The organism is Streptomyces sp. NPDC059718, assembly GCF_042733315.1.
Lineage (GTDB): Bacteria > Actinomycetota > Actinomycetes > Streptomycetales > Streptomycetaceae > Actinacidiphila.
Genome location: NZ_JBHWGA010000035.1, coordinates 1 through 22,780, shown reverse-complemented (window position 1 = coordinate 22,780; position 22,780 = coordinate 1). Strand labels below are relative to the sequence as shown.

Annotated in this window: 12 protein-coding genes and 2 pseudogenes; 3 read left to right on the top strand and 11 right to left on the bottom strand. The window is 71.0% G+C overall.

Annotated features, from left to right (window positions below; all coding sequences use genetic code 11):
- Positions 1-124: 124 nt before the first annotated feature.
- The 7 genes and pseudogenes from ACFV3E_RS32050 to ACFV3E_RS32020 all read right to left on the bottom strand — a co-directional run bounded on the left by ACFV3E_RS32050 (position 125) and on the right by ACFV3E_RS32020 (position 12,692).
- Positions 125-3,817 carry a S8 family serine peptidase gene (locus ACFV3E_RS32050; protein ID WP_500537828.1) on the bottom strand — a complete coding sequence of 1,231 codons (3,693 nt, stop codon included), beginning with the start codon at positions 3,815-3,817 and terminating at the stop codon, positions 125-127.
- A gap of 937 nt (positions 3,818-4,754) precedes the next feature.
- A complete protein-coding gene (locus ACFV3E_RS32045; protein ID WP_500537827.1) occupies positions 4,755-7,175 on the bottom strand; it encodes a glycoside hydrolase family 95 protein in 2,421 nt (806 codons plus the stop codon).
- 121 nt (positions 7,176-7,296) lie between these two features.
- Positions 7,297-8,358 carry an ABC transporter permease gene (locus tag ACFV3E_RS32040; protein ID WP_500537826.1) on the bottom strand — a complete coding sequence of 354 codons (1,062 nt, stop codon included), beginning with the start codon at positions 8,356-8,358 and terminating at the stop codon, positions 7,297-7,299.
- The gene (locus tag ACFV3E_RS32035) at positions 8,351-9,859 is read right to left on the bottom strand and encodes a sugar ABC transporter ATP-binding protein (RefSeq protein ID WP_500537825.1); all 1,509 of its coding nucleotides are present in this window, start codon (positions 9,857-9,859) and stop codon (positions 8,351-8,353) included. Before ACFV3E_RS32035 ends, ACFV3E_RS32040 begins: the two co-directional genes overlap by 8 nt.
- 20 nt (positions 9,860-9,879) lie before the next feature.
- Complete coding sequence (locus tag ACFV3E_RS32030; RefSeq protein WP_500537824.1) at positions 9,880-10,950, bottom strand: sugar ABC transporter substrate-binding protein; 1,071 nt, start codon at positions 10,948-10,950, stop codon at positions 9,880-9,882.
- Positions 10,951-11,037: 87 nt separating this feature from the next.
- A pseudogene (locus ACFV3E_RS32025) lies at positions 11,038-11,301 on the bottom strand (SDR family oxidoreductase); the annotation flags it as partial.
- Positions 11,302-11,384: 83 nt separating this feature from the next.
- Positions 11,385-12,692, bottom strand: coding sequence for an enolase C-terminal domain-like protein (locus ACFV3E_RS32020; RefSeq protein ID WP_500537823.1), 1,308 nt, complete (start codon positions 12,690-12,692; stop codon positions 11,385-11,387).
- Between the two features lie 303 nt (positions 12,693-12,995).
- Here ACFV3E_RS32020 and ACFV3E_RS32015 point away from each other — a divergent pair, with 303 nt between their 5' ends.
- From ACFV3E_RS32015 to ACFV3E_RS32005, 3 genes and pseudogenes are all read left to right on the top strand, one after another.
- Entirely contained in the window at positions 12,996-13,715 is a 720-nt protein-coding gene (locus tag ACFV3E_RS32015) for a FadR/GntR family transcriptional regulator (protein ID WP_500537822.1), read from the top strand.
- 169 nt (positions 13,716-13,884) lie between these two features.
- Positions 13,885-14,874 carry an aldo/keto reductase gene (locus tag ACFV3E_RS32010; RefSeq protein WP_500537821.1) on the top strand — a complete coding sequence of 330 codons (990 nt, stop codon included), beginning with the start codon at positions 13,885-13,887 and terminating at the stop codon, positions 14,872-14,874.
- Between the two features lie 96 nt (positions 14,875-14,970).
- Positions 14,971-15,210 (top strand): annotated as a pseudogene (locus tag ACFV3E_RS32005) (IS5 family transposase); the annotation flags it as partial.
- 38 nt (positions 15,211-15,248) lie between these two features.
- Here ACFV3E_RS32005 and ACFV3E_RS32000 read toward each other — a convergent pair.
- From ACFV3E_RS32000 to ACFV3E_RS31985, 4 genes are all read right to left on the bottom strand, one after another.
- A complete protein-coding gene (locus ACFV3E_RS32000; protein ID WP_500537820.1) occupies positions 15,249-16,457 on the bottom strand; it encodes an acyltransferase family protein in 1,209 nt (402 codons plus the stop codon).
- Between the two features lie 111 nt (positions 16,458-16,568).
- A complete protein-coding gene (locus ACFV3E_RS31995) occupies positions 16,569-17,555 on the bottom strand; it encodes an ABC transporter ATP-binding protein (protein ID WP_500537819.1) in 987 nt (328 codons plus the stop codon).
- A complete protein-coding gene (locus tag ACFV3E_RS31990; RefSeq protein ID WP_500537818.1) occupies positions 17,552-20,314 on the bottom strand; it encodes an FtsX-like permease family protein in 2,763 nt (920 codons plus the stop codon). The genes ACFV3E_RS31995 and ACFV3E_RS31990 overlap by 4 nt, the downstream gene beginning before the upstream one ends.
- Position 20,315: 1 nt before the next feature.
- A partial coding sequence (locus ACFV3E_RS31985; protein WP_500537817.1) for an ABC transporter permease occupies positions 20,316-22,780 on the bottom strand: 2,465 nt, incomplete at its 5' end.

Below are 22,780 nucleotides of genomic sequence, written 5' to 3'. Positions count from 1 at the left end.
CCATCCGGCCGTGCGGGGCGTGCATACGCTCGCCCCGCACGGCCTTCTGGCACGGTGCGGTGGGCCGCATTCCATCCGGCCGGTGGGCCCTCACGGGATACAGCGCACCGGCCGCTCACGCGGGCTACTTCAGGCCGAAGGCCCGGGTGACGGTCTGGGTGATGCCGCCGCCGTTGTGCTGTTCGGCGGTGACACGGATGGACACGTAACCCGCCCGGGCAGGCGCGTGGAGGTGCGCCTGCCATGTGCCGTCGGCCGCCCGCAGGTCCTGCGGCTGCCAGGACGCCCCGTCGTCATAGGACACCTCGAGCTTGACCGAGGAGACCGCGTCCTCGGCGGTGTCACTGCCGAGGACTACGGGAGTGACGGAGAAGGCTGACGTACGCTTCGCCAGCCCGGCCCGGTCCACCTCCGTTGCGTAGTCGAGCTGGACCAGAGGGATGACCTGAGCGTCGGCGGCGCCTGACTCGAACCTCCATTCGGTGTGCGTGGTGGAGGAGTACGGGGTGACGTCGGTGTTCCCCTGCGTGTCGACCACGAGCCGGTAGGGAAGCCTCTGCGGGGCCAGTTCGCCCACGCCGAAGTTGGCGTACGGCCCGCTCTGGTACACCTTCTTGTCCCCCTGGTAGAGGGCGAAGTCCCGGGACATCAGGCCGGTGTTGCCGCTGTGGGCGGCTCCTCCGTCGCCGAAGCCCGAGATGGTGCCCGTCATGACGTCGCCGAATCGCTGCGGGACCTCGAAACTGAGCATGCGCGGCCGGATGAGGGGGCCGAACCAGTTTTCGCTCTGCACGCTGCGCGGACCGTAGCCGACGATGTCGGTGAAGCTTGTCAGGCCGTCGGGGACGCCGGCGTACTGCTGCCATTTCACGCCGTCGCCGGCGGACACCCAGTCGGTGCGGGGGCCCGGTGCGACCGGCTCCCTGGGGAATGCCAGGTTGTGCGACATGAAGCTGTAGGGATAGCCGGCCGGGAACTCCTCGTACGGCGGGCTGTCCTCCCGGCTCTCCTTGATCTGCTTCCCGGCGGGCGGGGCGAAGACGTTGTCGATCCGGGCGAGACTGCCGGGGTCCGTCGACGCGGAGGGGTCGTCGGGCACGCCTCCGTGGTGATAGTCCGCCAGGTCGTACAGGTACTTCGGCGAGGGATGGGCCTCGACCACCAGCCTGGTCCTCCCCGGGGACGTGATCTCCTCGATCAGGTCCGCGCCCTCGTCGACGGTGAGAGAGGCGACCGGGATGCGCCCGCTCGTGTAGCCGTCCGGGTCCCCGTACCAGTCGGTCAGGCGGCCGTCGCCGTTGTTGACCACCAGGAGCATCGCCGCGCCCGCGGTACGCGCGGCCGCCGCCTGGTCCGCCGGGGCCACCCACGCGTCGGCGCGGACGACCACGGCCTTGCCGCGGGCGGACAGCCCGGCGTAGTCGACGGGCGTGCCGGTGCCCGCGAAGACAGCCTCGACCTGCGAGGTGCCGTCCTGGAACGGGGCGGATCCGGGTTGCACCAGCAGGGTCTCGTCGAGGCTGCGCCCGCTGTAGGTGATCTTCAGCGGGGTCTGCTTGGCCCGGATCCGGGTGGTGAAGACGAAGCTGCCCTTCTTCACCTTGCTCTTGGTCGGCAGCGCCCACAGGCTGTCGTACTCGGGCGAGGTCATGATGATGTCGTGAAGGGCCTGCGTGTCCTTGTAGGTCGGCTCGCTGGAGGTGAAGGAGCGGTAGAGGTCGATCCTGGCGTTGGTGACGGACGTGGGTTCGGGTGTGTCCACCTTGATCCGGCGGATGCGCGACGCGTCCAGCTCGACGGCCCGGTCGGACCTCAGCTCCACCTCGGGCGCGGTCAGTACGGCGTACCCGAGGGAGTGCGGGCCGTTGCGGCCTTCGACGTCGAGGGTGGAGACGACGGAGTAGGAGCCGGGGGCCCAGCGGCTGGTGAGCTTGCCGTCCGGGGCCCACATGACGGTGGTGTTGCCGTCGGCGCCGGTGATCTCGACTTCGCCGCTGACGGGCTTGCCGGACCGGTCCTTCAGGTGGACGGTCAGGGCGTGCTTCTCGGACTCGACGGAGAGACCCACCGCGGTGTGCACGGTGCCGGCCGACGAGCGTGCGGTGACCTGGGCGGCGTACTGGCCCGCCGCGAGCCCGTTCGGGTCCGCGACGACCTCGGCCGTCGAGGTGCCGCGCGCCGGGACGGTCACGCGGTCCGCGGCCAGCGTGAACGCGCCCGCGGGCGAAGCACCGCGGTCCACCGCGAGCCGCAACGTGACGGCGCTGTCGGTGGTGTTGGTGTAGGTGATCTTCCGCCTGACCGGATCGTGCCTCTGGTCCCCGGTCCAGCGCACCAGCCCCGCGTCCACGGACCCGGTCGCGACGACCTGGTCCTTGAGGTAGGCGGCGGCGACGTCCAGGCGCCCGGTGCCCGCCTGGTAGGGGGTGTAGTCGGGGGTCACCGCGCTGGTGCTCATCAGCGCGTCCTTGATCTGCCGCCCTGTCCACTTCGGGTGCTTCTGGGCGAGCAGCACCGCCGCGCCGGCCACGTGGGGCGCCGCCATGGAAGTGCCGCTGTCGGTGCGGTAGTAGCCCTCTGCCCCCGGCACCTGCTGCGAATTCGCCGCAAGGACGTCCACACCCGGCGCGGTCAGGTCGGGCTTGAGGCCGTCGTCCCCCAACCGTGGTCCGGCGCCGGACCGCGAGTAGAGGACGTCGGAGGAGTCCACCGCGCCGACGGTGAGCGCGGCCTCCGCCGTTCCCGGCGCACTCACGCTGTAGGGGCTGGTTCCCTCGTTGCCGGCGGCGATGACGAACAGCGCGCCCGTCTCGGCGCTCAGCATGTTGACCGCCTGGCTCATGGGATCGTCCTGGGTGTGCCACGACCCCGAACCCAGGCTCATGTTGATCACCTTGGCGTGCTCGGTCCGCGCCGCCCACTCCATGCCCGCGATGATCCCGGAATTGTAACCCGTGTTGTCGTCCCCGAGGACCTTGCCCACGATCAGGTCCGCGCCAGGGGCGACTCCTCGTTCCTTCCCCCCGGAGGCGGCGCCTGTACCGGCGACGGTCGAGGCGGTGTGGGTGCCGTGGCCGCTGCGGTCGACGACCTCCTGGCCCTCGACGAAACTGCGGGACGCCACGACGCGCTTGACCAGGTCCGGATGGGTGGGGTCCACCCCGGTGTCCAGAACGGCGACCCGGACGCCGGCTCCCGTGCCACCGGCCTTCCACACCTGGGGGGTACCGATCTGCGCGTTGGTCTCCGCCATGGTCGCCCCCGACTTGGCGTCGAGCCACACCTTGTCGACATCGGCGGCGAATGAGGGGGCGCCCGCATCGTCCGGGCTCCCCGCGGTCCGCGCCCCCGACCGCGTGGAGGCCTGCCCGGCGGTGTCGGTGAGCGCCGACCAGAAAGTGGCGGCCTTCGACCGCTGCGCCTTGACGGCTGCTCCGTTGATGGACGGAAGCCCCAGAGTGGCCTGCGCCCCTGGCAAAGCCGTACCGGACGGCAGTGCCTCCTCGGTGGCACCGCTCTTGCGAGCGGTCGCGTTCTTGGCCTGGGTGATGATCAGGGGCAGTGCGCCGGTGTGGGCGTCGTCGTAGCCCTGGGCCACCAACTGCGTGATGTCGAAGAGCTGCTTGTCGAGCCTGCTAGTCGCGATGTAGGCCACGGCCTCATCGGGATACACGTAGGTGTCGCCGTTCTCGACGGCGACACGCACCGAACCCCTGGCTCCCGGCGCACGACGGACGTCCTGCACCGACACCGCCCCGCCGGGCTCCTGAGTCGCCTTCACCTTGTCACCGGTGATCAGCGTGACGGCGACCTGCACGCGCTGCGCGCTGCCTTGTCCGCCCGGTGCGGCACGCAGGGGCGGGGAAGGGGTGGCGCTGGACGCTGTGGGAGAGAGCAGCAGACCGGCAACAAGAGCCGCGGCAAGGGAAGCCGCATATCTTCGGGAAAATGGAACTCGCAACAAGCCCTCCATAGTCGGCGTTCGAGCGCATCCGACCATCAACGGCATGGAGTTGTAAAGTCATTGAACTTCCGACCGGCAGCAGATAACATGCGCGACTTTCTCGCCCCGTCACGAAAGGACTGATGGCGGCTGCCGACGGGGCAGTTGCCGCAGCTCAGGAGGGTCGTGCGGACAATCGGCAAGCCGAAAGCAAAAGGGCGTCATGGTCCGCTTTGGGGACATGTGAGCCCGCCCGAAGTGCCCATATCGGTAACCACCCTTAACTCCTCGACCTTTTACACCGGCGAAACATTGCGGTGTCCTCACATCACGCAATCCCTGTTGAATCGGATTCCGGAAAGGCGCACATGTTCCACCGTGGCACGGGGCTTCACCGCCTGTGTCGGCGGCAGGTGATCAATGGTTGGTGCTGCGGAGGGATCCGACGGGGTCTCACGTAGCGGTGCCGATGTGACGCACGCCCTGCGGCACGCCGACGTGCGGCCAGGCACGGTCATGAACGTCATGCCGGTCCTGAGGCCGTGTACGGTCGGCAGCGCGGGGAGTCCGCCGAACTCCCCCGCACGCGGCGGCGCAGGTCTTCGTCTCCGAACACTGAGCACCGGGCACGAGCCAGCGCGAGCCTCCAAGCGGGATGCCCCCACCTACCGAGGTGGGGGCCATCGGCACTCCTTGGAGGCACACACGATCCCAGGCTGAGATACCCGGGCCGATGGCCCGGGCTCACCCTCCGCGCCCTTGACGAATCGGTTGACCAGCCGATCGCACGGCTACGCGGAGGCGGGTCCTGTCAGCGCGGCTTGATCATGTAGTCGCGGCCTCCCGTGATCTCGAACACGGCGACGGTGTCCTCCGGACGGTCCACACGGAGCCCTGGCGGAGGCCCCATGGCCTGCACGTCGACCGGGACGGCGGTGCGCAGCCGGACGGTGCCGTCGTGTCGCGCCGTCAGGCGGGCATGGGACAGCGCTCCGCCGCGCCAGTCGAGATCGACGGTGAGGCCTCCGCGGGCGAGCAGGCCCGTGACGCGTCCGTCCGGAAGCTGGGGCGGCAGTGCGGGCAGCAGATGGACCTCGTCGGTGTGCGACTGGAGCAGCCATTCGGTCACGCCCGCAGTGGCACCGAAGTTGCCGTCTATCTGGAACGGCGGGTGGAGGTCGAACAGGTTCGGTGCGGTGCGGGAGGGCGTGAGGAGGTCGCTGAGCAGTTTGTAGGAGCGGGCGCCGTCCTCCGCGCGTGCCCAGAAGTTGATCTTCCAAGCGAGGGACCAGCCCGTGCCGGCGTCGCCGCGCATCTCCAGTGTCTTCAGGGCGGCCTGGAACAGGTCCGGCGTTCCGCGCTTGGTGATCTGGTTGCTCGGGTGCAGGCCGTACAGGTGGGAGACATGGCGGTGCTGCCGCTCCGGGGCGCCGGCGTCCCAGTCCTCCTGCCACTCCTGCAACTGCCCCAACGCACCGATCTTCATGGGAGGCAGCTGGTCCCGGGCCGCACGCACCCGGTCCACGTAGGGGCTCGGGGCACCGAGGGTGTCACAGGCCGACAGGTAGCCGTCGAAGAGGTCGCGCAGGATCTGGTTGTCCATGGTCGGCCCGGCGCACGCCGACACACCGTTGTGGTGGGCGTTCTCCGGTGACACGGACGGGCAGGTGACGAGGTGTCCCGTACCGGGGTCGAGCACGAGTGAGTCGAGGAAGAAGCGGACCGCTCCCTCGACCGCGGGCAGGCGGCGGCGCAGGGCGTCGCGGTCGCCGGTGAAGCGGTAGTGCTCCCAGACGGAGGTCGCCAGCCAGGCGCCGCCGGTGGGCCACATCCCCCAGAACGCGCCGTCGACGGGCGCGGTCCCGCGCCAGGCGTCCGTGTTGTGGTGCGCCACCCAGCCGTCCGCGCCGTACTGCACCCGCGCGGTCCGCTGACCCGCCTGGGACAGGTCGTCGAGGAGCGCGAAGATCGGTTCCCAGCACTCCAGGAGGTTGGTGGTGGCGGCGGGCCAGTAGTTCATCTCCGTATTGATGTTGATCGTGTACTTGGAATCCCAGGGCGGCGAGAGCTGGTCGTTCCAGAGGCCCTGCAGGTTGGCGGGCTGGGTGCCCGGGCGGGAGGAGGCGATGAGCAAGTAGCGGCCGTACTGGTAGTGCAGGGCGATCAGTTGCGGGTCCTCCGCCTCGGCGAAGGCGGCCACCCGCTGGTCGGTCGGCGCGTCGGCGGCGTCGGTGGTACCGAGGTCGAGTTTGACGCGGCCGAAGAGCGCGCGGTGGTCTCGTTCGTGCCGTGCGCGCAGCTTCGGGTACGGGACGGCGGCAGCGGCGTTCAACGGGCCCTCGGCGCGGGCACGGTGGTCGCCCGAGGCATCCGTGTAGTCGAGGTAACTGGTGCCGACGGACACCAGCAGGGTCGCCGAATCGGCCCCGGTCACCGTGAGTGTGCCGTTCTCGCTGCGCACGGTGCCGCCGTCGGCGTGGGCCCGGACCAGGGCACGGAAGCGGACCTGTCCGGTGACTCCCTCGCGGGTCTGCCCGATGCCTTCCATTGCGGCCGTCAGCGGGTCCGGAGAGTCCGTCGCGGCCTGCTGCGGTGTGTCGAAAGCAGCGCTGAAGGACAGGCCGCCGCGGCCGCCGGCGGTCAGCCGGACCACGATCACCTGATCGCTGTGGCTGGCGAAGACCTCGCGCCGGTACGGGACCCCGCCGCGGTTGTACGTCACGGTCGCAACGCCCCTGTCGAGGTCCAGCTCCCGTCGGTAGCCGGTGACGTCGCCGGTGCCCGCGACGGTGAGGCGCAGGTTTCCGACGGTCTGGTACATCAGCTCGCCGACCGGTCTGCCCATGAAGGACGAGTCGATCAGGCTCTGTGCGGAGCTCCATTGCCCGGCGAAGACCCTGCGCCGGATCTCCGCGAGGTTGGCCAGGCCCTGGGGGTTGGCGGGCTCGTAGGGGCCTCCCGCCCACAACGTGTCCTCGTTGAGCTGGAGTTGCTCGGTGTTCACGCCACCGAACACCATCGCGCCGAGACGGCCGTTGCCGAGCGGCAGGGCCTCCAGCCATTGCGCGGCGGGCTTGTCGTACCACAGGGAAAGGGGAGACGGCTTGGGGGCGGGGTGCGGCTCCGCTCCCGGAACGGGATGCGGAGCCGCGGTCGCCTCGGCAGCCGTCAGCCCGGCGGTCAGCGCGGCCGTAGCGGCCGCGGTGGCGACGAGAAAGTCTCTTCGTTCCATGGGGTTGCCATGCCTTTCGGTCGCAGGTGTCCGGGCCGGTCGCAAGGAGTGCACCCCGGAATCGCGTGCGTGGTCCGCACGCGCGGGTGGCCGTCTCCCGGCTCGGCCCGGTGGAGGGTTCCTATTCCTGGGCCCTGCCGCCTGTGATGCGGGACAGTGCCAGGGCGATGAGGATGATCGTGCCGTTGAGGGCGCCGATCCACTGCGCGGGGACGCCTCCGAGGGTGAGGACGTTCTGGATCATGAACAGGAGCAGGATGCCCGTGAAGGCTCCGAACATGGTGCCCTTGCCGCCGTTGAGGCTGATGCCGCCGATGACGGCGGCAGCGAAGACGGTGAAGATGTAGCCGTTGCCCTGCGCCGAGGCCACCGAGGCGAGGCGCCCCGAGAGCAGCAGGCCGCTCAGCGCGGCCAGCACGCTCGCGGTGACGATGACGGTCCACAGCACACGGTCGGTGCGGATGCCCGCCGCCTTCGCCGCGTCGACGTTGCCGCCGATGGCGTACAGGGAGCGGCCGAAGCTGGTGAAGCCGAGCACCACGATGCCGGTGGCGAACAGGAGCAGGCAGATCCACACCGAGGCGGGCATGCCGACCCATTGGGCGGTGCCGAGGTAGAGCATCGACGGCGGCAGCTGGAAGAACGTCTGGCCACCGGAGATACCGGTCAGGACACCGCGCAGCACGATCAGCATGCCGAGCGTCACGATGAAGCCGTTGAGACCGAACCGGATGATGAACAGGGCGTTGACCACACCTATCAGCAGACCCACCGCCAAGGTGACCGGCACGGACCAGCCGCCGGGCAGCACGCCCATTCCGTGCGTCGCGCCGGCTGGGACGGTGAGCCAGGCCGCGACCCCGGGTGCGATCCCCACGGTGGACTCCAGGGAGAGGTCCATCTTCTTGACGATCAGCACCAGGGTCTGGGCGAGGACCAGCAGTGCGATCTCGGACATCGTCTGCAGGACGTTGATCAGGTTGTCGGCCTGGAGGAACACCGGGTTGACGAGCTGGCCGACGATCGCCATCACGATGATCGCGGGAACCAGCGCCAGGTCGCGCAGTCTTGCGAGAGCGATCCGGTGACCACTCCTTGTCGCCGCGGCCGGCCGCACGCCCGGGGCGCCGGGCGGGCCCCCGTCCGGGCTCTTGGCAGCAGCCGCGGTCGTACCCTCAGACATCGAGGTCCACTCCTTCCATCGCGGCCACGAGTTCGTGGTCGTGCCAGCCACCGTCCCGCTCGGCCACGACACGGCCCTGGAACATCACCAGGACCCGGTCGCACGTGCGCAGGTCGTCGAGTTCGTCGGAGGCGATGAGCACCCCGGTGCCGGACTCGGCGATCTCCTCGACCTTGCCGAGGAGGAACTCCTTGGACCGCACGTCCACGCCGGCGGTCGGATTGATCAGCACCAGCACCTTCGGATCGTTGGCCAGGGCCCGGGCCATGACGACCTTCTGCTGGTTGCCTCCCGAGAGTCCGGAGACGGGCAGCTGCGGTCCCGGTGTCTTGATCTCCAGCTTGTCGATCATGGAGCGGGCGTAGGCGTCGCGGCGGCGGTTGTCGATGAGGCCCCCGGAGCCGAGCCGTTCGGGGATGGTCAGGGTCCCGTTGTCCGCGATGGACATCTCCGGTATGAGTCCCTGGTGGTGGCGGTCCTGCGGGACGAACCCCACACCCGCGGCCAGCGCGGCGGGGACGCTGCCCGGCCGTGGCCGGACCCCCGCAATCCGGACCGTTCCCGTTTCGGCGGCCCGGAGTCCGACGACCGTCTCCGCGACCTCGGTACGGCCGCTGCCGGCCGCGCCGGCGAGACCGACGATCTCCCCGCCCCGGATCCGGAAGGACACGTCGCGGTACGTTCCGTGCAGGGCCGCGCCTTCCACAGCGAGCACGGCCGGGGAGTCGGTGTCGACGGGCCGGCGGTGCCTCTCACCGCGCCTGTCCGCGCTGTCGCCCGTCATGGCGGCCACGAGTTCGGCACGGGGCAGCTCCGCCACGGGGGCGGTGAGGATGTGCCGGGCGTCGCGGAGCACCGTGACCATGTCGCAGATCTCGTAGACCTCCTGCAGGTGGTGGCTGATGAAGAGGAAGGTGATGCCCTGGCGCTGGAGGTCCCGGATCCGAGCGAACAGCCGGTTGATGGCGGATCCGTCCAGTTGCGCGGTGGGCTCGTCGAGGATGATGAAGCGTGCGCCGAACGACAGCGCCCGGGCGATCTCCACGAACTGCCGCTGCTCTACGCTCAGTTCCCCGGCAGAGGTGCGCACGTCCACGTCGACCGACCAGGTCTGCAGGACCTCGCGTGCCTTGTCACGGACCGTGCGCCAGCTGATCAGGCCACCCCGTCCCCGGCCGTGCCGGTTCAGGAAGAGGTTCTCCGCGACCGTGAGCTGGGGGATGACGGTGGACTTCTGGTAGACGCATGCCACCCGCCTGCGCCAGGCATCACGGTCGGCGAGCCGGGGGGCGGGCGCGCCGTTGAAGGCCACCGTTCCCTCGTCCGGTGCCTGAAGGCCGGTGAGGACGGAGACGAGGGTGGACTTGCCCGCCCCGTTGCGGCCCACGAGTGCGTGCGTCTCGCCGGGCATGATCGTGATCCTGGCGTCGTGCAGCGCGACCGTGGGCCCGAACCGCTTCGTCAGCCCTGCCGCCTGGACGACGGGAAGAGCCGTGACCATGGTGTGTACCGCCCTTCCGGTCAGCCGAGGTTGTTGCCCCACAGGGACGGGTCGTCGCTCTTGAGGCTGGGAACCCCGCCGTAGGTGCCGCCGTCCGCGGTCACGAGCGGGGCGGAGAGCTGGTCCTCCAGCAGACCGTCGCGGACCTGGATGATCGTGCTGTCGTGGTCGGTCTTGCCGGGCCGGAACGTCTTGCCCTCGATCGCCGCCTTGAGGTAGTAGAGGGCGTACTTGGCGTAGAGGTCGGCGGGCTGCGAGACGGTGGCGTCGATCTTCCCTTCGGTGATGTCCTTGAGCTCCTCGGGGATTCCGTCGTTGGAGACGATGAAGACGTGCTTCTTGTCCTCGCGGCCGACCAGCAGGTTCTTCTGCTTCAGCACCTGCAGGGTGCCGGCGAGCGCGAAGCTGGACTGCATGTAGACACCCTTGATGTCGGGGTGCGCGGTCAGGTCGGTCTGGAGCTTCTGCGCCGCGACCGCCCCGTCCCAGTTGGTGGCTTCACCGAGCACCTTGATGGCGGGGTAGTTCTGCTTCATGCACTCGTTGAAGGCCTCGGTGCGGTCCCGGCCGTTGATCGAGGCGAGGTCGCCCTGGAGCATGACGACCTTGCCCTTGCCACCCAGCTTGGTGCCGAGGAATTGGCAGGCCTTCTCGCCGTAGGCGCGGTTGTCGGCGCGGACCACCATGTAGACGTTGCCGGTGTCGGGCCGGGTGTCCACCGTGACGACCGGGATCTTCTTCGCCTCCATCTGCGCCAGGGTCGGTGCGATGGCCGCGGTGTCCTGAGGCGCCATCGCGACTCCCTTGACACCCTGGCTGATGAAGGTCTGCGCATTGGCGGTGAGTTTGGCGACGTCGTTCTGCGAGTTGGTGGTCTTCAGGTTCAGCCCGAGTTCCTTGGCGAACTCCGGGGTGTACTTGATGTACGAGTTCCAGAAGTCGGTGTCGGAGCGCGGATAGTCGACCCCTATCACCGTCGAACCGCCGCCCGTGCCCGATGCGGGTCCGGGGTCGCCGCAGGCGGTGACTGCGATGGCGGCCAGGGCGGTGAGGCCGCCGAAGCATGCGTGCCGGGTGAATCTGAGCTTCATTGCTCGTTCTCCTTGCCGGTGGGTCGCGAGGGCGGGCTGTACGCCGGCTGATGTGGGGGCGTACCGGAGTCCTGGGAAGGGCCGGGGTCAGGCGCGCGGGCGGATCCGCAGGCTTTCCATGCCTCTGTCGACGGCGAGTGCCGTACCGGTGGTCGAGCCGGACGACGGGCTCGCGAGGTGGACGACGACAACGGCGACCTCGTCGGCGGAGACGAGGCGGCCCATGGGCCGGCGTGCGCGGAGCGCGGCGCGTTCGTCTTCGGGGCCGGCGGCGCGATCGAGCAGGCGGCCGATCCACGGCGTGTCGGCGGTGCCGGGGTTGACGCAGTTCACACGGATGCCGCAGCGCACTGCCGGCAGACGAGCCGTGGCCAGTCCCATGCCGGAGGTGCCACCGGTGACGACCGCTTTCAGGTCCGCGAACTCGGGGGCGCTCATCCGCCGGCCTCCCCGGCCCACGCGGGGCCCTCGGGATAGCGGTGGTCCTCCAGGGACCGCGGGTGCAGCTCGGCGCTGATGCCGGGAGCGGCCGGCGCCAGGTAGCGGCCGTCGCGGATGCGGACCGGGTCGGTGAAGTGCTCGTGCAGATGGTCGACGTACTCGACTACCCGGTCCTCGGTGGTGCCGCTGACGGCCACGTAGTCGAACATCGCCAAGTGCTGCACCATCTCGCACAGTCCGACCCCGCCGGCGTGCGGGCAGACCGGGACGCCGAACTTGGCGGCCAGCAGGAGGACGGCGACGTTCTCGGTGACCCCGGCGGTGCGGCTGGCGTCGAGTTGCAGCACGTCGAGCGCACCCGCCTGAAGCAGCTGCTTGAACATCACCTGGTTGTGGGTGTGTTCGCCGGTGGCGACCTTGACCGGTGCCAGCGCCCTGCGGATGGCGGCATGGCCGAGGATGTCGTCCGGAGAAGTGGGCTCCTCGATCCAGTACGGGTCGTAGGGCGTGAGCGACGCCATCCAGTCGATCGCCTGCTGGACGCCCCACGCCTGGTTGGCGTCGACGGCGATCCGGATGTCCGGCCCGACCGCCTCGCGCGCCAGCCGCATGCGGCGTTCGTCCGCCTCGCGATCGGCGCCGACCTTCAACTTGATCTGGCCGAAGCCCTCGGCGACCGCCTCCTTGGCCAGCCGCACCAGCTTCTCGTCGTCGTACCCGAGCCAGCCCGGGGTCGTGGTGTACGCCGGGTAGCCGTGCTCCAGCAGGTGCGCGGTGCGCTGGGCGCGGCCGGGCTCGGCACGTCGCAGGATCTCCAGCGCCTCGTCACGGGTGAGGGCGTCCTGGAGGTAGCGGAAGTCGACGAGGTCGACCAACTGCTCCGGGGAGAGCTCGGCCAGCAGTCGCCAGACCGGCTTGCCGGTACGGCGGCCGTACAGGTCCCAGACCGCGTTGACGACGGCCGCGGCAGCCATGTGGATGGCCCCCTTCTCCGGGCCCAGCCAGCGCAGCTGGCTGTCGCCGGTCAGCCGCCGCGAGAAGCCTCCGAGATCGGCCAGTACCTCCTCGATCGGCAGTCCGACGACCAGCGGCGCCAGGGCCCGTACCGCGGCGACCTCGACGTCGTTGCCGCGGCCCACGGTGAAGGCGAGTCCGTATCCCTCGTCCCCGGCGCTCGTACGGACCGTCACATAGGCGGCCGAGTAGTCGGGCTCGGGATTCATGGCGTCGGAACCGTCGAGTTCCCGCGAGGTGGGGAACCGCACGTCGACCGCCTCGACCGCGGTGATCAGCTCAGTCATCGCTTCCGGCGCCTCCGGCTCGGAGGCTCCGGCGCACTCCCCGCTTCATGGCAACCACCCGTCCTCATGTGTCAACGAGATGTTCTCTTCGTTACGACCGACCTCGGACATTGGATGGATTTATAGGGTCGACCCGCACAGTTGTCCATACCCCCGGTAGGCAAAGGATCCGATGTGCCCTTGAGCTGCAACTATGTGACGGGCTCACATCCGGACGCGGGTCCGGGTCATCCCATGTATTCCGCAGCGATGGGATGTATTGCTACGCTGCCGCCGCTTGGGCGACGAGCAGGGAGCAAACGGATGTCTTTGACCGACAAGGCGATCGACCGCATCAGGGACCTCATCCACTCAGGCGAGCTGCGGCCGGGCGCCAAGCTGCCCCCCGAGCAGCAGCTGGCAGCGGAGCTGGGCCTGTCCCGCAACCTCATGCGGGAAGCGGTGAAAGCGCTGGTCGTCGCACGGGTGCTGGAGATCCGCCGGGGCGACGGGACGTATGTGACCAGTCTGGAACCCGAGTTGCTGCTGAGCAGCATCGGTTCCGCGGTGGAGTTGCTGCGTGGCGACACTCTGCTGGAGCTCACCGAAGTGCGCAGGCTGTTCGAACCGATCGCCACGGGGCTCGCCGCCACCCGGATCTCGGCCGCGGGGCTGCGAGAGGTCGAACGGCATCTGGACGCCATGCGGGCGGCCCGTGACGACGTGGAGCTCCTCAACGAACACGACGCCGCCTTCCATCGTGCCGTCGTCGCGGCCACCGGCAACGCCACCCTCACCACCCTGCTCGAGGGGATCTCCGGACGGACACTGCGTGCCCGTGTCTGGCGTGGTCTGGTCGATGACGACGCCGCGGGACGGACGGTCGCCGAACACGAGGCGATCCACCGGGCACTGGCCGCCGGTGACGCCCCCCTGGCCCAGGCAGCCGCCCTCTTGCACGTCAGCAACACCGAACAGTGGCTGCGCGAGCATCTCGAACCCAACTTCGGCGCACCGGAGAACGTCACGGAGGGCCGGCGGTGACCCCGCACGGCATCGCCCGCTCCGTGGCCTGGCCAAAGAACCCCCCGTCCAGCGACGGGCACGCGACATCAGCGAGGAGCAGCCCCATGGGATTCCCGCGCGCCCGCGACGTCATCGGAGCGGAGACCGACCGGCTCAGCCGCCGACGGCACGTCCTCGGGGGAGCCTGATGTCCTCCGCGATCCGGCCCTGGTACGCCGAACGCGTACCTCTGGGACGCTCCGGCGTGACCGTCAGCCGCGTCGGGCTCGGCACCGCGCCACTGGGCGGTCTCTTCTCGGCCGTCGGCGGCCGGCAGGCCGCCGAGACGCTGGAGGCCGCCTGGGCCGCCGGGATCCGGTACTACGACACCGCCCCGCACTACGGTGCCGGGCTGGCCGAGCAGCGGCTCGGTGCGTTCCTCACCGGGGCAGGGCACCCGCGCGCGGAGACCACGGTGTCCACCAAGGTCGGCCGACTGCTCGTACCGGGCGAATCGGCCCCGGGAGACGAGGCCTTCCACGGCGCACCCGGCCTCGTCAGGGTCCGCGACTACAGCGCCGAAGGCGTGTACCGCTCACTCGTCGAAAGCCTGGAGCGCTCCGGTCTCGACGCCTTCGACGTCGTCTTCATCCACGACCCGGACGACTGCTGGGAGCAGGCCGTGAAGGGTGCCTACCCGGCGCTGGCCCGGCTTCGCGACGAGGGAGTCGTCAGGGCGATAGGGGCGGGCATGAACCAGACGGCGATGCTCACCCGTTTCGTGACCGAGACCGACCTCGACTGCGTCCTCGTGGCCGGCCGCTACTCACTGCTCGACCGCAGCGCGGCCGACGAACTGCTGCCCGCGTGTGCCGCACGCGAGGTGGGTGTCCTGGTCGGTGGTGTCTTCAACAGCGGCATCCTCGCGAACCTCGCCCCGGACGCCATGTACGACTACGCACCGGCTCCGGAAGCGGTCCTCCGCCACGCTCTCGCCCTGGGTGAGCGCTGCGCCGAATACGGTGTCCCGCTTGCCGCAGCCGCTCTGCGGTTCCCGCTGCGCCACCCGGCTGTCACGGGTGTCGTCGTCGGGGCGCGCAGCGCGCAGGAGATCACCGTGAACGCCGCGCACGCCTCGATGACGATCCCCGAGGAGCTGTGGCCCGAGCTCGACGTCCTGGGAGCGGGTGAACGATGAGCAGGATCGACGCACACCACCGCGTCTGGCGGCCGGCTTCGTCCCCCTCCCCCGGCCCCGGCCCCGGTCCACAGGCAGTAGCCCATGTCCATCGTGATCACCGCCGGGCAGCTCGGGGACTCCCCGCAGTTCGAGGTCGTCCCGGGCCGCGTCAGGGTGCCCCGGCTGGCCTTCGGTCGACCGCGCACCCGGCCGAGGCGGGTGCGCGGCGACAAGGCGTACGCCTCCCGCAAGAACGGCGCCTACCTGCGCAGACGTGGCATTCGCTGCACCATCCCGGACGAGGCCGACCAGGCCCGCAACCGAAGGAAACGTGGCTCCCACGGCGGCCGTCCGCCGAACGAGTGGCTGTGACAGGCACATTCGAGACGCCCCTAGGGTCGCATCCCGAACAGGAAGCGGGTCACCCGCGTGCGGCGGACCAGCAGCTCGTACGCGGTGAGGGTGAGGATGAGGGCGATCGCCACGAGCACGGCGTACTCAACCAGGATCGGCGCAGACCAGCCGGTCACGAAGTACGCGACGGCGACCACGATCGGCTGGTGCAGGATGTACAGCGGCAGCACGGCTGCGGCGAGATAGCCATACAGGCGCCGACGCGTCGTCGGGGCCGGGTTCGGCGCCGTACGCGGTCGCTCCAGCCGCCGACGGTCGAGGAGGCCCGGGATGGCGACCACCAGGCACCATCCGGACGCACCGAACAGCGCCCGTGAGGCGGTGGCCAGGGCGGTCATCTCCGTGAAGGGCTCGTCGGCCAGGGCAAAGCCAGGGCCGGCTGCCGCGAACAGCAGGGCGCCGAGCCAGGCTGCGGTCCCGGCGTCGCGCCGCATCACGGTGCGGAAGCGGTCGTCGGTGGCGAGCACGAAGCCGGCAACGAAGAACAGCAGGTACGACCAGCGGTGCCAGCCCGCGTAGTCCTCCTCCAGCCGTGCGAAGGCACAGATCGCCGCGAAGGCGAGGGCCGGCAGGAACACGACGCCCCGCCGGTGCAGGGTCGCCTCCGCCACCCGGTCGCCGATGCGGCGGACGCGCTCGCGCGGCAACCACCGGTGGAACGGCACCAGCATGAGGGAGAACGTCAGGAGGAGCACGACGAACCAAAGATGGCCGGTCTCGAAGTGCTCGCCCTGGACGAGGAAGGGGAACTCTTCGGGCTCCAGGCGCACGTCGTAGAAGCGGGGCAGGAATCCGAGGTACGACTCGTGGTAGTCGGCGTCGGCCGAGCGCAGCCGCAGCCACTGCGGCAGCGGGTTCAGCGCGAGGGTCGCGAAGACCAGCGGAACGCCGAGCCGCAGCAGCCGCTCCCTGGCGAAACCGCCCGCGCCGCGGCGCTGAAGCGAGTGCCAGGCACCGAGGCCGGAGATGAGGAACAGCAGCGGCATAGCCCAGACGACCCCGAACCCGGCGATGATCATGATGGCTTCGGTGGTCTCGGCGTTCTTGACGTAGAAGTCGTCGTCGGCAGCGAATACGAGCGCCGAGTGGAAGAAGACCAGCCCGATCACGACCAGCATCCGGATCGCGTCCAGCTCCGGCCGCCGCTCCGGTAGCGGTGCCTGCGCCGGTCCTGTGCGCGTCGCCATGCCTGTGCCCCCCCGTCGCCTGTACGTCACCAGTGTTGGAAAGGCGGCCGCCGGGCGCCACCCCCGCGACGGACTCCGCTCACATCGAAGATCAACTTTCGATACACCCCCCTAGGACTGTCCCCCCGCAGGATGGTCGGGGCGGACGGCGATGTGGTCGGGTTCGAGTTCGAGCATGACGCGGTTGCGGATGTCGAGGGCGTGGGTGTAGTCGCGGGGGAGTTGGAGGCGGCCGGAGCGGTCGACGGTGGCGTATTCGCTGGCGTGGACGGTGGTGCGGCCTTCGTCGTCGACGCTGGTGCGGCGCAGGACTTCGGAGGCGGTGCGGCCGTCGCGGATGGCGACGGTGCGGTCGACCGCGGTGGCCACGGCCTGGTCGTGGGTGACGACGACGATGGTCGTGCCGAGCTGTTCGTTGGCGGTGCGGAACGCTGCGAAGACCTGCTCGCCGGTGGCGGAGTCCAGCTGGCCGGTGGGTTCGTCGGCCAGGACCAGGGAGGGGTGGTTGGCCAGGGCGACAGCGATGGCGGTGCGTTGTTGTTCGCCGCCGGACATCTGCTGCGGCCGCCGGTCGGCGCAGTAGCCGACGCCCATCATCTCGAGCAGTTCGGTGGCGCGGTCAGTGCGGGCTTTGCGGCCCTTGACCCGGCCGGAAAGCCGCATGGGCAGCACGACGTTCTGCAGGGCGGTCAGGTAGGGCAGCAGGTTGCGTGAGGTCTGCTGCCACACAAAGCCGACGACCTCGCGCTGGTAGCGCAGGCGGGCGCCCGCGTCGAGCGCGAGCAGGTCGAAGCCGGCGACCGAGGCGGCGCCGGCGGTGGGGGTGTCCAGCCCGGCCAGGATGTTCAGCAGGGTGGACTTGCCGCTGCCCGAGGCGCCGACCAGGGCCATCAGTTCGCCTTGCTGCACCAGCAGGTCCAGTCCCTGCAGGGCCTGGACCTCCACGCCCTGGGCGGTGAAGATCCGCACCAGCCGGTCGCAGACGATCAACGCGTCGTGCCCGTAGGCGGGCTGCTCCCGGCTCTCGGTGACGCGTCGCTCCAGGTCCGCCAGCGTGACGTTGCCGCGCTCGGCGGTGCCGGACGTGTTCTGAGTCATGATCGTTCCCCCATCCGGAGTTCGGTTCCTTCTCCCCGTCGTCCTGTCAGCCAGGCCTGCACGGCCAGCACCACACACGCCAGCGCGACGAGTGCGGCCGCGGGCACCAGCAGCGACGCGGCGTCGGTGCGCAGCACGGCGCCCGACAGGTCGGTGGCGGGCGTGCGGACGGTGAAGGCGAGCGCCACCAGGTCCACGCCCGGACGCACCAGCGGCACGGTGGCCACGCTCACCAGGACACCACCCAGGGCGCCCAGCAGGACCTGCGGCAGCATCTCCAGCACCGCCAGCCACTGACGTTGACGCCCGGTCATGCCCATCGTCCGCAACCGCGCCAGCAACGCCTTGCGCTGCGGCGCGTTGTGCAGCAACGACAGCAGCAACGCCAGCACGCTGTAGCCGGCGCCCGCCGCGACCGCCGCCAGGTACACGTGCCGCGCGCCCGACTGCAACGCCGACGTCGTCCCGTACGAGGCGCGCTGCTCGGTCCGCAGCGTGACCTGCGCCTTGGGCGCGGCCTTGGCCACCACCGCGCGCAGCGCCTGCGCGTCGATGCCGGTACCCGTCGCATAAAGCGTTGAGGGCCCGTGCGCCGGTTCCTTCGTCCCGGGTGCCACCTTCGCCAGGGCGGCCCGCGACACGATGACGAACTCGTGGTTGGGGGCCGCCGGTGTGGCGTCCTGCGTGCCCACGACACGCACCATGACCCGCCCAACGGACGACCTGACGCTTTCCACTCCGTTGCTGTTCCCGAACTTCCGCGCGACCGCCGGGGAGGCGATGGCGGGAATGGGCTCCTTCGCGCCCGAGTCGAGCTTGCCGACGGGGAACGAGGCGCCCAGGCCGGTGGCCGCCACGAGACGGGCATACGGCTTCGGATCGACGACCACCAGGTCGAACCGGGTGCGGCTGTTCATGATCTGCTGCCCGGTTTCGACCCGGACGCCCGTGACCTCGCGGACCCCGGGGACCTGCCGGACCTGGGCGTCGAGCCCCTGCGGCAGGGCGCCGTAGCTCTGCACGCGGGCGTCCGCGCCGACCGCGGTCACCGCGGCGTGGTCGCGTCCCGACTCGACGCCGGCGAGTACCGATCCGCCGAAGGAGGTGACCGTGAGTGCCACCAGGACGGCCAGCAGTGGCAGCGCCGTGGTGGAGGGGGCGCGTCCGGCGCGGGCCAGGCCCAGGTGCAGCACGGCTCCGTTGAGCCGTGCGAAGGGCCGTGCCAGCAGCCGGACCGGCCAGGGGTACAGCCGCAGCAGCACCAGCGCGGCGACCATCGCGAGCAGCACCGGCGCCGCGGCGGTCAGCACGTCCGCGCCGCCGTCGGCCGTGCCGCGCTGCCGCAGCGCCACCACGGCACCGGCGACGACGACCACGACGGCGAGTTCGGCGACCGTACGGCGTCGGGAGGGACGCCTGGCGACGATGTCCTCGCGCTGCTCGGGGCGCGGCCTGCGGGCCGTCGCAGCCGCCCGCAGCGGCAGGCTCACCGTGGCCAGGACGGCCACGGCGGCGGCCGACCACACGGCGAGCGCGACGCGTTCCGCCGGCAGCAGGAACAGCGCCACGGCCAGGCCGGCCGCCGCGGAGGGCACCGCCACGACCGCACTCTCCGCCAACAGCCGGCCGGTCAGCACCGGCAGGCTGATCCCGCGGGCCCGCAGCAGCGTGAACTCGGCCCTGCGCCGGGCCGCCGACAAGCCCGCCGCCATCAGCAGCACGACGGCGCCGACGGTACCCACGCCGACGGCGGCGACCAGGACCAGCGGCTGCGCCGCGGTGCGCTCGGCGACGAAGGGCCCGAGGAGTTCGCCCAGTCCCTGCTCCTCGACGTGGAGACCACGCTGCTTGGCCTGCAGATGTGCCCCGTCGGGTCCCGAGGTGAGCGCGGCAAGCCGGTCACGCAGGGCCGGAACGTCGTGCGCGGTGAGCGCGTCGACGTCGGCAGGGTGGTGCCAGTAGGCCAGCGCGCCGTCCTGCAAGCCGAGCAGGACGTTCGTGGCGCTGTCGTCGATCAGTGCGGTGAAGTGCCAGTAGCTGACGGGGTCGCCACCCGGGATGGGCAGCGAGCGCAGGCTGGGCCTGCGCAGATCGGACTCCGCGTTCCACCAGGCGGCGCCGGGTGAGCGGGGCGTGACGATCCCGGTGACCCGCACGGTCATGACCGATCCGACCGCGTCCTGGAGGTGGAAGGCCGAACCGGTGTGCAGTTTCATGGCCTCGGCGGTGCGGTCGGTGATCACCGCCTCGACGCTCCGGTCGTCGGTGCCCGGGTGCGGCAGACGTCCCTCGAGGAGCCGGGTGTTCGCCACGAGGTCCGGCTGGGCCACCAGGGCGCTCTCCGGATCGAGGCCCGAAGGCCGCGGCAGTACGGGGTCGGTGACGCCCGTGTCGGCGGAGCGCACGCCGTACACAGTCTGGTCACGTTCGAGCGTCAGCGGGGGCTTCACGAGGCGCTGGAACCGGGTCTCGGTCTCCTTCAGCGACGGGGGCGTGAGCAACCCCTCGGCGTTGAGCGGGGCGGACAGCCGTGACACCTGGAGCGACATGGTGACACTGCGGCCCGGCAACGACGCTTGTGACACGGTGTCACGCAGCGTGGTGTTCTCGTACCCGTCGACGGCCCGCGGCAGTGCGGCGGCCAGGAACGCGGTGACCAGGACCAGCGCGGCCAGGGCCAGCGTCCCGCCAGGGGCGGCGCGCAGCCGGGCGCGGATCCAGGAGACGTCTCCGTTGCGCGGGGAACGGGGCTCGGTCACGTCATTCACCTCCTTGGCGCCGCAGCGCCTGGGCCGGGTCGGCGGACCGCCACGCGGTGAGCATGACGCCGAGCAGGGGCAGCACGGTGACGGCGATCAGCAGCAGGGCGAGCGGGCCGGACGGCAGATGTATCCGCACGTCGGGGACCGGGCTCTGCGCGCGGGCCGTCAGGATGATCAGGGGGACGACCAGGCGGGTCAGCAGTCCGCCGAGAACGGCGCCGACGCCCACCGCGACCAGGATGACCAGGCCTTGCTCGGCGGCGATCACCCGGGCGAGCCAGCGGCGCGGGGTGCCCAGCGCCCGCAGCATCGCGAACTCCTGGGAGCGTTCGCGCAGTGCTCCGGCCGCCGCCACGACGTAGCCGAGCGCGGCCAACACCACGGCGGTCACCACTGCGGCGGGCAGCGCGGACAGCGGCCCGGCGCCGAGCGGATCGCGTTGCAGCTCGGCCCGCTGTTCGTCGCGGACCAGGAGCGAGGTGATGTCGCCGCGGGCCCGCAGCGCCGAGGCGACGCGGCTGGTCGCGCCCGGCTCGGCCGCCAGCCACCACTCGCCGGGGACCAGGGAACCCTGGTCGGTCCCGTTCAGCAACATGTTGACCGAGTGCAGGTCGATCAGCAGCGCCCCGCCGTCGGTGCCATCGGTCTTCGGCGTGACGGTGGGCAGGGCGCGGACGGCCGCGGAGACGCGGACCGGAACCGTGATGCCGGCCACGGGGATCCGCACCGAGTCCCCGACCTTCGCGCCGACCGCCCGCAGGAAGGTGTCCGTGGCGACCGCCGACAGCGCGGCCGGAGCCCTGGGCTCGGAGGTGAGGGTTATGGAGGCCGTGTCATAGCCGCTCTGCCAGGCCGCCCCGAGGGTCATCTCCCCTGTGTCGAATTCGACGGCGAGCGGCGTACGCCCGCTGGAGTCCGGGGCGTCCGTCCAGGCGGCGACGTAGCCGCCGTAGTTCATGTAGTCGGGGTTGCCCATGATGGCGCGCGCCTTCCACGACGAGCCCTCCGGTACCGGGACGGTCCGCGTGGTGCCGTCGCCGGACTCCGCCCGCAGAGCGGTCACGGAGAGCCGGTGGTGCTCGGTCCGCTGCGGCAGGGTGTACTCGGCCTTGATCCTGGTCAGGCGCAGCGGCCCGGCCGGGCCGGCCCCGGGGGCCCGGCCCGCCTCGGCGGCGAAGTCCGCCACCACGACGTGCCGTCCGCCGTCGGCGGGGACCTCGCCCAGGGCGATGGCGTAGGGGACGCCGAAGCGGTCCGTGAACGTCGCCGACAGGCGGGCCGTGACGTTGCTCCCGCTCGGTCGGCCGCCGGAGTCCGAGGCTTGCGTGCGAACGCTCAGCAAAAGGCGCGCGGTGTCGCGCGGCAGGGTGAACCCGCTGTCCCGCGGGGCGGTGTCCTGAGGTCGCAGGGAGCGCAGCACCTGCCGGAACGGCCGGTCGGTGAGGTCGTCGCGCAGCCCGGTCACCCGGGAGGCGGTAGTGGTGTCCATCGCCAGCACCGTCGCCTCGCGGCCCTCGGGCAGCGGCACCGTGCCGCGGCTCGCCGGGGCCGCCGCGGCGACGCCGGGTATGTGGTCGTAGACCCCGCCCTGTCCGAACGGCGATGTCGAGGTGCCGGTCACGCGGAGGTCGGCTCCCACAGAGAAGTCCGCCTGGTCGCTCTGGGACCGCTCCCACGTGGCGTTCTCGCCGATCGCGAACATGCTGATCGACACCGCGAAGACCAGCAGCAGGGCGGGGCCCGCGCCGCGCCCGGTCCGCCGCGCCAGCTGCCACCCGGCCAGCGCCGTGGGCAGACCGGCCGACCGGGCGGCGCGCCGCTCCCCGAGACGGGCAACCAGCGGCAGCAGACGCAGCGCCAGCACCGCACCCGCCAGCAGGCACACGGCGGGCGCCACCACCAGCACCGGGTCCACCCCCAGAGCGCCGGTGGTGTCCGTCGTCAGCGCGCCGGACCCGCCGTCGCGCCGGGACAGCTGCCAGTACCCCAGGCCTGCCACGAGCAACAGCGCGACGTCGGCGCCCGCCTGCACGGCACCCGGCAGCGCGCCCTTGCGGGTCCGTGCCTGCCGCTCGATGGAGTAGGTGCCGGTGCGGCGCAGCGCCGGTGAGGCCACCGCGACGGCGCAGGCGAGCGCGGCCAGCACGCCCGCCCACCAGGCCGTGGCCGTCGGTACCTCCAGGCGGACGTCCGCCCGCGCCAGGGCCCCGTGCCCGGCCAGCAGCCGCACCAGCGGCCCGGCCAGCAGCGGCGCCAGCACGGCGGCGGGCAGCGCCAGCAGCAGTGCCTCGGCGGCCGCCAGCCCGGCGACGCGGGAGCGGGAACCGCCGCGGGCCCGCAGCTGGGCGGTCTCCTCGGCGCGTTCGCCGGCGAGCAGGCCGGCGACGAGCATCAGCGCCAGGCCCGCGAGGACGATCAGCTGCAACGCGCTGATGAGCAGCGTCGAACGGCTCACCAGCAGAT

Coding starts and splice junctions, on each gene's coding strand:
- ACFV3E_RS32045 (WP_500537827.1), bottom strand. CDS start 7,175: ATGGAACGAAGAGACTTTCTCGTCGCCACCGCGGCCGCTACGGCCGCG.
- ACFV3E_RS32040 (WP_500537826.1), bottom strand. CDS start 8,358: ATGTCTGAGGGTACGACCGCGGCTGCTGCCAAGAGCCCGGACGGGGGC.
- ACFV3E_RS32035 (WP_500537825.1), bottom strand. CDS start 9,859: ATGGTCACGGCTCTTCCCGTCGTCCAGGCGGCAGGGCTGACGAAGCGG.
- ACFV3E_RS32030 (WP_500537824.1), bottom strand. CDS start 10,950: ATGAAGCTCAGATTCACCCGGCACGCATGCTTCGGCGGCCTCACCGCC.
- ACFV3E_RS32020 (WP_500537823.1), bottom strand. CDS start 12,692: ATGACTGAGCTGATCACCGCGGTCGAGGCGGTCGACGTGCGGTTCCCC.
- ACFV3E_RS32015 (WP_500537822.1), top strand. CDS start 12,996: ATGTCTTTGACCGACAAGGCGATCGACCGCATCAGGGACCTCATCCAC.
- ACFV3E_RS32010 (WP_500537821.1), top strand. CDS start 13,885: ATGTCCTCCGCGATCCGGCCCTGGTACGCCGAACGCGTACCTCTGGGA.
- ACFV3E_RS32000 (WP_500537820.1), bottom strand. CDS start 16,457: ATGGCGACGCGCACAGGACCGGCGCAGGCACCGCTACCGGAGCGGCGG.
- ACFV3E_RS31995 (WP_500537819.1), bottom strand. CDS start 17,555: ATGACTCAGAACACGTCCGGCACCGCCGAGCGCGGCAACGTCACGCTG.